12 protein-coding genes, 2 rRNA genes and 1 other annotated feature are annotated in these 13909 nt (G+C 65.1%); of the genes, 9 read left to right on the top strand and 5 right to left on the bottom strand.

Translation table 11 applies throughout. From position 1 onward, the window contains the following. Window positions 1-253 precede the first annotated feature (253 nt). The 6 genes from BR85_RS00805 to BR85_RS00825 all read left to right on the top strand — a co-directional run bounded on the left by BR85_RS00805 (window position 254) and on the right by BR85_RS00825 (window position 7273). Window positions 254-3357: ribosomal RNA gene (locus tag BR85_RS00805) — 23S ribosomal RNA — on the top strand. A 101-nt stretch (window positions 3358-3458) separates the two neighbouring features. After that, a 5S ribosomal RNA gene (gene rrf, locus BR85_RS00810) occupies window positions 3459-3575 on the top strand. A gap of 72 nt (window positions 3576-3647) precedes the next feature. Continuing rightward, window positions 3648-5249, top strand: coding sequence for a primosomal protein (locus BR85_RS15585; protein WP_231565521.1), 1602 nt, complete (start codon window positions 3648-3650; stop codon window positions 5247-5249). Further along, on the top strand, window positions 5249-6280 hold the full coding sequence (locus BR85_RS00820) for an HAD-IIA family hydrolase (protein WP_028496917.1): 1032 nt from the start codon (window positions 5249-5251) through the stop codon (window positions 6278-6280). The genes BR85_RS15585 and BR85_RS00820 overlap by 1 nt, the downstream gene beginning before the upstream one ends. 25 nt (window positions 6281-6305) lie before the next feature. Next, entirely contained in the window at window positions 6306-6470 is a 165-nt protein-coding gene (locus BR85_RS15340) for a hypothetical protein (RefSeq protein WP_155947981.1), read from the top strand. After that, window positions 6467-7273: a TlyA family RNA methyltransferase gene (locus BR85_RS00825; protein ID WP_028496916.1), complete on the top strand. Its 807-nt coding sequence runs from the start codon at window positions 6467-6469 to the stop codon at window positions 7271-7273. The genes BR85_RS15340 and BR85_RS00825 overlap by 4 nt, the downstream gene beginning before the upstream one ends. A 15-nt stretch (window positions 7274-7288) precedes the next feature. On the opposite strand, the gene BR85_RS00830 is transcribed toward BR85_RS00825, so the two are convergent. Next, window positions 7289-7870, bottom strand: a complete 582-nt coding sequence (locus BR85_RS00830) for a dihydrofolate reductase family protein (RefSeq protein WP_028496915.1) — start codon at window positions 7868-7870, stop codon at window positions 7289-7291. 109 nt (window positions 7871-7979) lie between these two features. Beyond that, a complete protein-coding gene (locus BR85_RS00835) occupies window positions 7980-9299 on the bottom strand; it encodes an ISL3 family transposase (protein WP_424960579.1) in 1320 nt (439 codons plus the stop codon). A gap of 159 nt (window positions 9300-9458) precedes the next feature. Here BR85_RS00835 and BR85_RS00840 point away from each other — a divergent pair, with 159 nt between their 5' ends. Both BR85_RS00840 and BR85_RS00845 read left to right on the top strand, forming a co-directional pair. Continuing rightward, window positions 9459-10226: a Mu transposase domain-containing protein gene (locus BR85_RS00840; protein WP_197018629.1), complete on the top strand. Its 768-nt coding sequence runs from the start codon at window positions 9459-9461 to the stop codon at window positions 10224-10226. After that, window positions 10223-10969 carry an ATP-binding protein gene (locus BR85_RS00845; RefSeq protein ID WP_028496913.1) on the top strand — a complete coding sequence of 249 codons (747 nt, stop codon included), beginning with the start codon at window positions 10223-10225 and terminating at the stop codon, window positions 10967-10969. Before BR85_RS00840 ends, BR85_RS00845 begins: the two co-directional genes overlap by 4 nt. 68 nt (window positions 10970-11037) lie before the next feature. On the opposite strand, the gene BR85_RS00850 is transcribed toward BR85_RS00845, so the two are convergent. Both BR85_RS00850 and BR85_RS00855 read right to left on the bottom strand, forming a co-directional pair. Further along, window positions 11038-11763, bottom strand: a complete 726-nt coding sequence (locus BR85_RS00850) for an IS3 family transposase (protein ID WP_051526370.1) — start codon at window positions 11761-11763, stop codon at window positions 11038-11040. Beyond that, window positions 11671-11799: a sequence feature (AL1L pseudoknot), on the bottom strand. (Overlaps the previous gene by 93 nt.) Beyond that, window positions 11757-12083 carry a transposase gene (locus tag BR85_RS00855; RefSeq protein ID WP_028496912.1) on the bottom strand — a complete coding sequence of 109 codons (327 nt, stop codon included), beginning with the start codon at window positions 12081-12083 and terminating at the stop codon, window positions 11757-11759. (Overlaps the previous feature by 43 nt.) The genes BR85_RS00850 and BR85_RS00855 overlap by 7 nt, the downstream gene beginning before the upstream one ends. A 134-nt stretch (window positions 12084-12217) precedes the next feature. On the opposite strand from BR85_RS00855, the gene BR85_RS00860 reads away from it, so the two are divergent. After that, window positions 12218-12565, top strand: a complete 348-nt coding sequence (locus tag BR85_RS00860) for a hypothetical protein (protein ID WP_028496911.1) — start codon at window positions 12218-12220, stop codon at window positions 12563-12565. Between the two features lie 250 nt (window positions 12566-12815). Here BR85_RS00860 and BR85_RS00865 read toward each other — a convergent pair whose 3' ends face one another. Next, complete coding sequence (locus BR85_RS00865) at window positions 12816-13904, bottom strand: M20 family metallopeptidase (protein ID WP_028496910.1); 1089 nt, start codon at window positions 13902-13904, stop codon at window positions 12816-12818. Between the last annotated feature and the right edge of the window lie 5 nt (window positions 13905-13909).

Here is a 13909-nt window from a genome sequence, read left to right on the forward strand (position 1 = left end):
CACATGCACGCTGTTGGGTCCTGAGGGACCGGATGCGCTCCGATCTACGGATCGGGAGCAGACGAACCTCAGGACCTTTTCTGATTGCCATCACGGCAAGCGGGGAAGGTACCGCCCGTACTTTGAGAACTACACAGTGGACGCGAGCATCTTTGAACTGACGCAAGTCAGTTCATATAGATGATCTTAAAGATCATTAGTCAATTTCGAGTCGGACTTCGGTCCGAACCGATTCTTGATAAAACTCATGTGATTTCAAGTCTTTAAGAGCAAACGGTGGATGCCTTGGCATCTGGAGCCGAAGAAGGACGTAGCAATCTGCGATAAGCCTCGGGGAGTGGATAAGCACACTTTGATCCGAGGATCTCCGAATGGGGAAACCCCGCTGGGCGGCTTGCCGACCCAGTGACTCCCGCCTGAATATATAGGGCGGGTAGAGGGAACGTGGGGAAGTGAAACATCTCAGTACCCACAGGAAGAGAAAGCAACCGCGATTCCGTTAGTAGTGGCGAGCGAAACCGGAACAGGCTAAACCGAGTACGTGTGATATCCGGCAGGAGTTGCGTATTCGGGGTTGTGGGACTTTTCAGGCTGCTCTGCCGAGCAGCCGGCGTTACAAGAAGGTATAGACGAACTGGATTGAAAGCCAGGTCATAGAGGGTGCCAACCCCGTAGTCGAAATGCCTCTCTTGACGCGAAGAGTATCCCAAGTAGCACGGGGCCCGAGAAATCCCGTGTGAATCTGTCAGGACCACCTGATAAGCCTAAATACTCCCAGATGACCGATAGCGGACAAGTACCGTGAGGGAAAGGTGAAAAGTACCCCGGGAGGGGAGTGAAATAGTACCTGAAACCGTTTGCTTACAAACCGTTGGAGCCTCCTTAGTAGGGGTGACAGCGTGCCTTTTGAAGAATGAGCCTGCGAGTTAGCGATACGTGGCGAGGTTAACCCGTGAGGGGTAGCCGTAGCGAAAGCGAGTCTGAATAGGGCGATTCAGTCGCGTGTCCTAGACCCGAAGCGAAGTGATCTATCCATGGCCAGGTTGAAGCGACGGTAAGACGTCGTGGAGGACCGAACCCACTTAGGTTGAAAACTGAGGGGATGAGCTGTGGATAGGGGTGAAAGGCCAATCAAACTTCGTGATAGCTGGTTCTCTCCGAAATGCATTTAGGTGCAGCGTTGCGTGTTTCTTGCCGGAGGTAGAGCTACTGGATGGCCGATGGGCCCTACAAGGTTACTGACGTCAGCCAAACTCCGAATGCCGGTAAGTGAGAGCGCAGCAGTGAGACTGTGGGGGATAAGCTTCATAGTCGAGAGGGAAACAACCCAGACCACCAACTAAGGTCCCAAAGCGCGTGCTAAGTGGGAAAGGATGTGGAGTTGCCTTGACAACCAGGAGGTTGGCTTAGAAGCAGCCACCCTTGAAAGAGTGCGTAATAGCTCACTGGTCAAGTGATTCCGCGCCGACAATGTAACGGGGCTCAAGCACGCCACCGAAGTTGTGGCATTGACATTATTGGTAGGCCTTCGTGGTCCAGCCGTGTTGATGGGTAGGAGAGCGTCGTGTGGCCAGCGAAGCGGCGGTGTGAACCAGCCGTGGAGGCCACACGAGTGAGAATGCAGGCATGAGTAGCGAAAGACGTGTGAGAAACACGTCCTCCGAAAGACCAAGGGTTCCAGGGTCAAGCTAATCTTCCCTGGGTAAGTCGGGACCTAAGGCGAGGCCGACAGGCGTAGTCGATGGACAACGGGTTGATATTCCCGTACCGGCGAAGAACCGCCCAAACTAATCCAGTAGTGCTAAGTATCTGAATCCCAGTGACTGATCCCTTCGGGGTGACGCTCTGGGCCTAGCGTACGACCCCATTCTGGTGCGGTTAGCGTATTAACAGGTGTGACGCAGGAAGGTAGCCCAACCCGGGCGATGGTTGTCCCGGGGCAAGTGCGTAGGCCGAGAGATAGGCAAATCCGTCTCTCATCAAGGCTGAGACACGATGCGGATAAAAAGTGGGTGATCCTATGCTGCCAAGAAAAGCATCGACGCGAGGTTCTAGCCGCCCGTACCCCAAACCGACTCAGGTGGTCAGGTAGAGAATACCAAGGAGATCGAGAGAATCGTGGTTAAGGAACTCGGCAAAATGCCCCCGTAACTTCGGGAGAAGGGGGGCCTTCGACGTATAAGGACTTGCTCCGAAAGCGTTTGGAGGCCGCAGAGACTAGTGGGTAGCGACTGTTTACTAAAAACACAGGTCCGTGCCAAGTCGCAAGACGATGTATACGGACTGACGCCTGCCCGGTGCTGGAAGGTTAAGAGGACCGGTTAGCCGCAAGGCGAAGCTGAGAATTTAAGCCCCAGTAAACGGCGGTGGTAACTATAACCATCCTAAGGTAGCGAAATTCCTTGTCGGGTAAGTTCCGACCTGCACGAATGGCGTAACGACTTCCCAACTGTCTCAACCGCGAACTCGGCGAAATTGCATTACGAGTAAAGATGCTCGTTACGCGCAGCAGGACGGAAAGACCCCGTGACCTTTACTATAGTTTGGTATTGGTGTTCGGTGTGGCTTGTGTAGGATAGGTGGGAGACTTTGAAGCAGGGACGCCAGTTCTTGTGGAGTCATTGTTGAAATACCACTCTGGTCACTCTGGATATCTAACTTAGAACCGTAATCCGGTTCAGGGACAGTGCCTGATGGGTAGTTTAACTGGGGCGGTTGCCTCCCAAAAAGTAACGGAGGCGCCCAAAGGTTCCCTCAACCTGGTTGGCAATCAGGTGGCGAGTGTAAGTGCACAAGGGAGCTTGACTGTGAGACTGACAGGTCGAGCAGGGACGAAAGTCGGGACTAGTGATCCGGCAGTGGCTTGTGGAAGCGCTGTCGCTCAACGGATAAAAGGTACCTCGGGGATAACAGGCTGATCTTGCCCAAGAGTCCATATCGACGGCATGGTTTGGCACCTCGATGTCGGCTCGTCGCATCCTGGGGCTGGAGTAGGTCCCAAGGGTTGGGCTGTTCGCCCATTAAAGCGGTACGCGAGCTGGGTTTAGAACGTCGTGAGACAGTTCGGTCCCTATCCGCTGCGCGCGCAGGAAGTTTGAGAGGATCTGACCCTAGTACGAGAGGACCGGGTTGGACGAACCTCTGGTGTGTCAGTTGTTCCGCCAGGAGCACCGCTGATTAGCTACGTTCGGGATGGATAACCGCTGAAAGCATCTAAGCGGGAAGCCGGCCTCAAGATGAGACTTCCATGCCTTCGGGCGAGAGGCTCCCAGCCAGACTACTGGGTTGATAGGCCAGATGTGGAAGCGTGGCAACACGTGCAGCTGACTGGTACTAATAAGCCGATGACTTGATAACACACCGTTTTTTGGTGCTTGCGTCCACTGAGTGGTTCTCGATGTACGGTCGAGAACCGCATGACAATGACTTTGTTGTGCAGACTGAAACATCAATAGTGTTTCGGCGGCCATAGCGAGAGGGAAACGCCCGGTTACATTCCGAACCCGGAAGCTAAGCCTCTCAGCGCCGATGGTACTGCAGGGGGGACCCTGTGGGAGAGTAGGACACCGCCGGACTTCTTTCGTGAAATGGCCACCCATTGTTGGGTGGCCATTTCTCGTTAACGCACGTGAGAGGATCCGAGACCGATGACAGATGAAGAGCGCCCCCGTAACGACGGTGGCAAGCCCCGGTACTCGTCCTCCGACGCGCGCTCGCGCCAGAGCCGGCCGCAGCGGGACGCCGGGAAGCCGAGCACTCCCCGGGACGCGGAGCGTAAGCCGTACGCCAAGCGCGATGCCGAGAAGCGGCCCTACGCGCCGCGTGACGGTGAGCGGAAGCCTTACGCTGCGCGTGATGGCGAGCGTCGCTCGTACCCGCCTCGTGATGGTGAGCGGAAGTCGTACCCGCCGCGTGATGGTGAGCGGAAGTCGTACCCGCCGCGTGATGGTGAGCGGAAGTCGTACCCGCCGCGTGATGGTGAGCGGAAGTCGTACCCTCCGCGTGATGGTGAGCGGAAGTCGTACCCGCCGCGTGATGGTGAGCGGAAGTCGTACCCGCCGCGTGATGGTGAGCGGAAGTCGTACCCGCCGCGTGACGGTGAGCGGAAGCCTTACGCAGGCCGTGACGGTCAGCGTCGCTCTTACCCGCCGCGTGATGGCGAGCGGAAGTCGTACCCGCCCCGTGATGGCGAGCGGAAGTCGTACCCGCCCCGCGACGGCGAGCGGAAGTCGTACCCGCCGCGCGACGGTGAGCGGAAGTCGTACCCGCCGCGCGATGGTGAGCGGAAGTCGTACCCGCCCCGCGACGGCGAGCGTCGTTCCTTCGGCGATGACCGTCGATCCTCGCGGCCTCCGCAGGACTCCGATCGTCGCCAGTCGTCGGCCGGCCCGGAGATCCCCGACGACGTCACTGCCTTCGATCTCAACGGCCAGGCGCGCAACGAGCTGAAGACCCTGAGCAAAGAGAACGCCGAGCAGGTCGCACGCCACCTGGCGATGGCGGCGCAGCTCATCGACGAGGACCCCGCACTCGCGCACGAACACGCGCTCGCGGCATCCCGACGGGCGGGCCGCATCGCCGTCGTCCGGGAGACTGTCGCGATCACGGCGTACGCCAACGGGGACTTCGCGCTCGCCCTTCGCGAGCTGCGCACGTACCGCCGGATCTCCGGCAGCGACCACCAGATCGCGCTGATGGTGGACAGCGAGCGGGGCGTCGGCCGTCCGGATCGCGCTCTCGAGGTCGGGCGCGCCGTGGACCGTGCGAGCCTGCCGGTCGACGTACGCGTCGAGCTCGCGATTGCGATGTCCGGCGCGCGCCTCGATCTCGGCCAGGCCGACCGTGCGCTCCAGGAGCTCGACATCCCGGAACTCGACCCGGACCGGGCGTTCTCGTGGAGCCCTGCGCTCTTCGCCGCCCGCGCGGCGGTTCTCGAGGAGCTCGGTCGTGATGCCGAGGCGCAGGAATGGCAGCGCCGCGCCGAGATCGCCGGCGATGCGATCGACGCTCTCGATGCCGACCGTGAGGTCCTGGTCGTCGAGGAGATCGAAGAGCTCCCCGACGAGTCGGAAGCCGAGACGTTCGAGAGCGAGCACCCGGGCGAGGCGGATGACGACCTCGAGTCTGCGGACGATGACGGCGTGGCGATCGCGGACGAGTCGGACGCTGACGCCGCGGCGCCTGCGAGCGACGTGGCCGACCCCGTGGCGCCCGCCGACGAGGAGGACCACCGGGAGCCCGAGGCCTGATGCCGCTGCTCTCCCGGACACGTCCCACCCCGCTCGAGGGCATCGACCTCGTTCTCGCAGACCTCGACGGGGTCGTCTATGCCGGTGACGGCGCGCTGCCGTACGCCGTCGACAGTCTGAACCGTGCTGCCGAGGGTCGTCGACTCGGCTACATCACCAACAACGCGTCCCGTCGGGACACCGTCGTGGCCGCGCATCTGCGTGAGCTCGGTCTTCGCACTGAGCCGGGAGACGTGGTCACGAGCCCGCAGGCTGCCGTCCGGCTCCTGACGGACCGCATTCCGGCCGCCTCGACCGTGCTGGTCGTCGGGGGAGACGGACTCGTCTTCGAACTGGAGCGTGCCGGGTACCGCGTGACCCGCAGCGCCGACGACGCGCCGGCTGCGGTCGTGCAGGGCTTTGCGCCCGAGGTCGGCTGGGCGCAGTTGGCGGAGGCCGCCTACGCCCTCGCGACGCCGGAGGACGAAGGCGGGATCCCCTGGATCGCGACCAACACCGATTGGACGATTCCGCAGTCGCGCGGGATCGCTCCGGGCAACGGGACCCTGGTCTCCGCCGTGCATACCGCCGTCGGTCGGCTGGCCGTCGTCGCCGGCAAGCCCGAACGCCCGATCTTCGACGAGGCGGTCGCGCGTTTCGGCGCACGGCGTCCCTTGTTCATCGGCGACCGCCTCGACACCGACATCGCCGGCGCACACGCCGCCGGCATCCCGTCGGTCCTCGTGCTCACCGGCATCGACCGGCCCAAACACGTCCTTGCGGCGCCGAAGCACTCCCAACCGACGTTCATCGTGGGCGACCTGCGCGAGCTGCACGAGCCGTACCCGGACGTCGTCACCCGCGGCGACGTCACGACGGTCGGCTCCGCCGCCGTGCGGATCGACGGCCCCGATGTGCGCATCGTCGCCGAGGGCGAGCGCCCTATCGATCTGGTGCGCGCCGGCGCGGCGGCGATCTGGGGAACGGGCCGCGCGATCTACGGATTCCGCGTCCCCGAACGGCTCTACGCGGATCCGTTCCATCGCCCCTGACCGGCGGGCGCGTATCGTGGACGGCATGTCGATGGATGCCGGAGACCCCCGCGAGCGCCGCGAAGACCTGCTGTCCACGCTCGAGGTCATCGAGGGGCAGCCCCTGAGCGAGCGGGCCGCCGCGTACGCGGCCGTGCACGACGAGCTCGCGCGCCGGCTGGAGTCCGGCCCCCGCGACACCCACGCATGACGAGCCGTCTCGACGCGGCGGTCGCCGCGCGGGGGCTGGCCCGCTCGCGCACGCACGCCGCCCAGCTCATCGACGCCGGACTGGTGTCGGTCGACGGTGCGACCGTCGTGAAGTCATCGGTGCGCGTCGCCGACGATGCTGTCATCGAGGTCGCGGCATCCGATCACTACGTCAGCCGCGCCGCACACAAGCTCCTCGCCGGCCTCGACGCGTTCGGGATCGACGTCACAGGTCGCGTAGCGCTCGACATGGGCGCCTCGACGGGGGGATTCACTCAGGTTCTGCGCGAACGCGGAGCGACGCCGGTCATCGCGGTCGACGTGGGACACGGTCAGCTCGCGGCGACCGTCGCCGCGGACGATGAGGTCATCGCGATCGAGGGATTCAACGTCCGCTACATGACGCCGGAGATCCTCGCCGAGGCGAGCGGAATCCCGATCCCGCCGCGCATCGTGACGGGGGATCTGTCCTTCATCTCACTCGGCCACGTGCTGCCGGCCGTCGCCGGGGTCGCCGCTCCCGATGCCGACATCGTGCTGCTGATCAAACCCCAGTTCGAGGTCGGCCGCACAGGGGTACGCGAAGGTCTCGTCACCGACCCCGGCCGACGAGCGGACGCGGTCGCCACAGTGCTCTGGTCGGCGTGGGACGCAGGCCTCGGCACACACGGCTTGATCGCGTCGCCGATCATCGGCACGCACGGGAACGCCGAGTACGTGGTCCACCTGCAGCCGGGCGCGACCGCCGATCACGGCAACCCGACCGTCTGGCTCGACGAGGTCGAGAGACTGTCCCGCGGCTGACCTCGGCCTTCCCCGTCAGCGCCGCACCCGGTAGCGAAGGTGGAGTACCCGATCGCCCCGGATCACGACGTCGGGATCTTCCAGCAGGTGCTGTTCCCGCGCCGACCCGAAGAAGCGCCGGCCCTCCCCGAACACGACGGGGACGACGTCCATCCGCACCTCGTCGATCAGACCAGCGGCGAGCGCCTGGCCGCCCACCTCGCCGGCGGCGACCTCGACGACCCTGTCACCCGCGAGTTCCTGGGCCCTGGCGATGGCCGCCTCGATGCCGTCGACGAAATGGAACGGCGCCTGAGGGTCCCACCCAGGCGGCTTCGGCCGATGAGTCACCACGACCACGTGCGCGACGCCGCTCGGCGGCTTTCCCTCCCAGCCGTCCGTCAGATCGAAGACACGGCGGCCGACGACGGTCACACCGATCTCATCCCAGTACGCCCGCGTGTACTCGTAGGACTCGTGCGACACCATCAGGATGCCGCTGTCATCCAGCGGGACGTCACCGCTGGTCAGCCAATCGAACAGCGGCCCGGGCTGGTCGTCCGGGTCCGCGATGAAGCCGTCCACGGATACCGTGGCGTACATCACCACCTTGCCCATCTCGTCCCCCTTCGCATGTGCGCGCACCGCTCACCGTAGGACGGGGACGCTCCGACGGCTAGACCCGGGGGAGACACGGAAAACGGGCTCTTCGGACTTCCGGTGGGGGTCATGGGGTGAGGCCGCCGGCGGCGAGGAGCATGCGGAGGCGGTAGTTGTGCCGGTTTCGGTAGCCGCGGGCGAGGCGGCGGTGGAGCTCGATGATCCCGTTCACCGCCTCGGTGCCGCCGTTCGATGACCGGCTGGTGGTGAAGTAGGCCAGGAACGCGTCGCGCCAGCGGCGGAGGGTGCGGCCGAGGCGGGCGATCTCGGGGATCGGGCAGGTGTGGAACGTGTCGACGACTCTCTCGGCGATCCGTCGCCCTTCGGCGAGGTCCTTCTGGTGATAGGCGGAGCGGAGCTGCTGCGCGCACTGCCACGCGACGAACACCTCATCGTGGGCGGGGGCGGCTTCGATCGCCGCGACCAGCCGTGCCCGCTGCTTCTCGGTGAGGTTCTCGGCGCCGGCGCGGAGGATGGTCTGGATCCGGTAGAGCGGATCGCCCTTCCGGCCGCGGTGACCGAGGGTGTCCTGCTGGACACGTCGGCGGACCTCGTCGACGGCGGCGGTGCCGAGCTTGACGACGTGGAACGCGTCGAGCACCGCGACGGCGTCCTCGAGCTTGTCGTCGATCGCGGTCTTGTATCCGGCGAACGGGTCCAACGCCGCGACCTTCACGTTGTTCCGGAACGCGTCGCCGCGCTCGTCGAGCCAGGCCGCGTAGGCCTTCCCCGATCTGCCCGGCACGAGGTCGAGCAGCCGGGCACGGGTGCGCCCGTGCTCATCCCGGGTCAGGTCGACCATCCCGGTCAGCTCCTTCGGGCCGCGCTTGCGGGGGTCGACGTGATGCCAGATGTGCTCGTCGACGCCGAGGGTGGTGACGTTCTCGAACCGGGACTCGTCGGCAGCCAGCTTGACGAGTTCGGGCTCAACGGCCCGCCACACCGTCTTCCACGACGTGCCCAGCTGTCGGGCCAGGCCCGCGATCGTGGCGTGCTCGCGGCGCAGCTGCCCGATCGCCCACGTCACCGCGCGCATGGTGATCGACCCGCGTGCGGCGACCAGGGTCGGGACCTGCTCCACGAACGTCCTCCTCATGCAGTCGGGATCGTCACAACGCCACACCCGCTGCCGCCAGATCAGTCGCACCCGCGTCGCGCCGGGCACGTCGTGAAGAACGCGGCGGCGGCGACCGCGACCGACAGCGAGCACCCCGCACGACGGGCAACCGGCCGGCGCCGCGGGGCTCGAGACCGTCACCACCAGCAACCCGTCGCGACGCTCGACCGCCTCGACATGGACGCCGTCGAGACCGAGCAGCAGATCGCAGCGGGAACACGGGCAAGCGGCAGAGCGCGCATCGGCGCACCCCGAACTATGGTGAGACACGTCGAGGTCCTCGGTTGGAGCAGCAGTTGGCGCTACTGATCCTCCGGGACCTCGACCCCTACCCGCCCGAACTCACCCGGCGAGCCTCACCCCCACCGGAAATCCGAAGAGCCGGACAAGGCGAGTGTTGAGAACACCGTCGGGAACATCGCGACATGGGTGATCGCCGCGCTCCGCGACCGAACCTTCGCGAGTCTGCCGGAGCTGCGCGCCGCCGTCTACGATCGGGTGAGAGCGTTCAACGCCGAGCCGTTCCAGAAGCGCGCCGGCTCACGGTTGAGCGTGTTCGAGGCAGAGGAGAAGCCGAGGCTTCGGTCCCTGCCGGCCGTCCCGTTCGAGATCTCGCGATGGGTCTACCGGCGTCGGGTCCAGAAGAACGGGCACGTCGTGTTCGAGCGCAACTTCTACTCCGTCCCCTATGCGCACATCGGCCGCGCCGTCGATCTGAGAGTCACCGACACCATGCTGGAGGTGTTCGCCGGGCAGGAACGGCTCACCAGCCACGTCCTCGCGCCGGTCGGGATGGTAAACGAGTACCGCACCCACGACAGCGACCTGCCCGGCGGCCCCCGCTACCGGCAGTGGGACCCCGAGCGGGTCCGGGAAGGGGCGGGCCGGATCGGGGAGAACACCACGACGGTCGTGAACCGGATCTTCGAGTCCGTGCCCGTCGAGGAGCAGGGACTGGACGCAGCACTGGCGGTGCTGCGGCTGACGCGCCGGTACTCCGCCGCCCGCGTCGAAGCCGCCGCCCGCGTCGCTCTGGCCTCCCGGGTCCGGTCGCCGCGCTATGCGCACCTGCGGCCGATCCTGGAATCGAACCAAGACCAGACCGGCAGACGGCTACCGAGGTTCGAGCCGGCCACCTGGGAAGAGCCGGCCGGCTATGTTCGCGGCGCTGACTACTACGCGGGAGGCACCCGATGAGCCACCTCGATACCGAGACGAAGCGGAAGCTGCGAGAGATGGGAGTCGCGTCGCTGGTCGACGCGCTCGACGTTCAGGACGACACCCTGACCCTCGGGATGGTGTTCGAGGAACGCATCAAGATCGCTGTCGATGATGCCCACGCCGCGTTCACTCACTCCAAGGTCGAAGGACTCATTCGACGGGCAGGGCTGCGTTACCCGAACGCCGACCTGCGTCGGGTCGACCTCGTTGAGGAACGCGGGCTGGACCGGGGCGTGATCGCGCAACTCGGCACCTGCCAATTCATCACCCGGCAGCAGAACGTGGTCTTCCAAGGGTTCACCGGATCGGGCAAGTCCTACCTGGGGTCGGCGCTCGCGAAGCAGGCCTGCGTCCACCGCTACCGCGCGCACTACATCCGCATGCCCGACCTCGAGGAATCCTGGGCGGCGGCGCGAGACCGGCCTGCGGGGAAGGAGAAGTGGCTTCGCAAGTATGCCGCGTTCACGCTCCTCGTGATCGACGAGTGGTTGCTCGACCCGCCCACCGATGACGTCCGCAGCATGCTCCTCGAGCTCCTCGAACGCCGCTACGACTCCGCATCGACGGTGTTCTGCACCCAGTATGCGAAGAAGGACTGGCACGGGCGCCTCGGCTCAGGGGTCCACGCCGACGCGATCATGGACCGCACCGTCCACAACACCCTCTGGATCGAAACCGGCAGCACCAACATGCGCGAACATACCGCGATGACCAGCTGACGACGACGCCGGTGAGCATCACGCCGCACGGGGTGGTGCTCACCGGCAATACCCACTGGTGCTGAACCTCAATATCCGGTGGCGCCCAATCGCAGTACTCGGTGGTGCCCACAGGTCCAAATACTCACGACGTCCGCGAGCCGCTCTGCGTAGCGGATCGCAGTGTATTGAGCGCCGGCATCGGAATGTTGGATGACACCGGCGACGTCCTGACCTGCGCGGTCGCGCACCCAGAGGGCCATCTCCAGTGCGTCCAGGGGCAGGTCGGTGGGCATCCGGTTCATCGTCCGCCAGCCCACGATGCGCCGCGAGTAGACATCGGTGACGAACGCGGTGAACGCTATCCCGGACCACATCGGAACGTAGGTGAAGTCGACGACCCAGAGCTCGTTCGGGCGGTCGGCGTGGAAGCATCGCTGCACGTGATCCGGGGCACGGAACAACGCGCCGTCGGGCTTCGTGGTCACGAACTGCTTGCCGCGGCGAATGCCGCGCAGCCCCTGCTGACGCATCAGGCGCTCGACCGTGCAGCGGGCCACGACGACACCTTCTCGCTTGAGGAGGTGCCAGATCTTCCGGGCACCGCTGATCCCGCGGCCAAGGCCGCGGTCCCAGAACACCCGCTCGATCTGCACGACCAGCTCCGCATCTCTCTCTGCGCGTGCTGACGTCGGCCGGGTCTTGAACGCGTAGTAACCGGACGGGGCGATCTTGACGCCGTGCGCGGGGAGCACCCGGCAGATCGGCTCGACCCCGAACCGGTCACGATGATCGTCGATGAACTGAACTACCACGGCAGCCGCGGGTCGAGCTCCCGCGCGAAGAACGAGGACGCCGCCAACAGAATCTCGTTCGCCCGCTTCAACTCTCGCACCTCTGCCTCGAGCGCCTTGATGCGCTGAGCCCCGCTCGTCGTGGTCCCGGGACGTTCGCCCGCGTCGATCGCGGCCTGCTTGCACCAGCCCCGCAGCGTGTCAGCGTTCACCCCGACACGCTGACCGATCCGGACCACCGCCGCGTTCAACGACAGCTCCGGATCCTCCTTCCGGGCCTCGGCAACCAGTCGCATCGCACGCTCACGAAGCTCCGGCGGATACTTCCTCGGTGCTGGCATAGTCATCATCCTCTTGGGGAATCAGACCCTCCACGAGACCCGGGGCGATTCAGCCTGACCACGAACCACCGAAGGATCACACGATCACCGATACACCACATCCCACGACTTGGCAGCCCGTCGACTTCTCCGGCATGTACGCGACTCTCGGCGCCGGGGACACCGGATGGCAGGCTGCCAACCAGGCGTTCAGTCTTGAACAGCCCTCGAGCTGGAAGGGCTTCTGGTTCGGGTGTGAGGGCAACTTCTTCGGCTACTGCAACGAGGAAGCCGAGGCGCTGTACGACCAGGCACTCGTGACCGTCGATGACGAGGAGCGCGCCGCGCTGCTGACCGAGGTCGGCCACGTCGTGACCGAGGACGCCGCCTGGCTGTTCGTGGCCAACGACACGGCGCCGCGCGCGATGTCGGCATCCGTGAAGGGCTTCGTGCAGCCCAAGAGCTGGTGGATCGACTTCACCGGCGTCTACATGGAGGGCTGACCCCCGCACCCTGGAGCCCCGTGGTCCCGACCCTCGTGTCGAGGCCACGGGGATCGGGTGTGGGTCGTGTCCGCATCTCGATGCATCACGTCTGCGCGCGTCATGAAGCACCTGGTTCACCGGTAACCACTGCGGCGAGCGCGGTGTTCTCGCTCGATCCCCGCTGTCAGGGCGAATGGCAGTCGCACAAGAAGACCGGCGCATCGAGCGATGCGGTGATCGAAAGGTGACGTGCCAGCTCGGTGCCAACTTACTGCGAAGCCGCGGGTGCGACCTGCTCGATGATGGCACGATAGATCTCGACGGCTTCGATCAGTCGATCAGTCGATACGGACTCGTCGGTCCTGTGGGGCTGGTCGATGTCGCCGGGCCCGATGATGTAGCTTCGTGCCGCCGTTCCGTCGAGCACGGTGGCGTCGGCGAAATAGCTGACGCCCGACGGCGCCGCGCGGGTACCGGTCACCGTCGCCACCGCCTCGATGATGCGTCCGGTCAACGCGGACGAGGGGTCACTCCATACCGGGCCCAGGTCGAGCAGCGTCTCCACCGTCCCGTACGACTCGAGGGCGACACGAACGGTGTCGGCATCCGCGCCGGGCACTCCACGGACGTCGATCGTCATTGATGCCAGGTCGGGCACCAGGTTGGTCTGCGTGCCTCCCGAGATGGTCCCGATGTTGGTCGAGCGCTTTCCGAGATATGGATGCTCCCCACCGTGTCCGAGATGGCGCAACGCTGTGATCGCGTCGGCAAGCCGTTCGATCGCATTGACACCGAGGTCGGGACGGGAACCGTGGGCGGCTGTTCCTCGTGCCGTCAGTCGCAACCACGTGGCGCCCTTGTGGCCCAGACGCACCTCGTTGCCGGTAGCTTCCCCGATGACGAACACCGAATCGGATCGCAGGAGTCCGGCGGCGCGCACCGCTGACGCACCGCCGCAACCGGTCTCTTCGCCGGCGGTCAATGCCAGGCTGAAGCCGGAAGATCCGCGACCGGCGGCGCCGACCGCGGCGAGTACCATCGCGGCGACCCCTCCCTTCATGTCGCTTGCCCCGCGCCCGAACAGCCTTCCCTTGTCGACGTCGCCGCCCAGCGGGTCGTGCACCCACGCGGTGTCGCCGAAGGGAACCGTGTCGAGATGTCCGGAGAGCACCAGCGGTCCGCCACCCCGCCACGTGGCGACGAGGTTGGAGCGTCCGCGCTGCCACGGAACAGAGGTGAGAGCGAAGCCCGCCCGATCGAGCACTGGAGCGACGATCTCGAGCGCGCCGTCCTCCCCGGCGTCAACGGTGTGTTGGCGGACGAGCGCCTGCGTGAGAGCGATGACATCCAGCGCCATGAGAT

This window comes from Microbacterium sp. UNCCL10 (assembly GCF_000746195.1).
Taxonomy (GTDB): domain Bacteria; phylum Actinomycetota; class Actinomycetes; order Actinomycetales; family Microbacteriaceae; genus Microbacterium; species Microbacterium saccharophilum.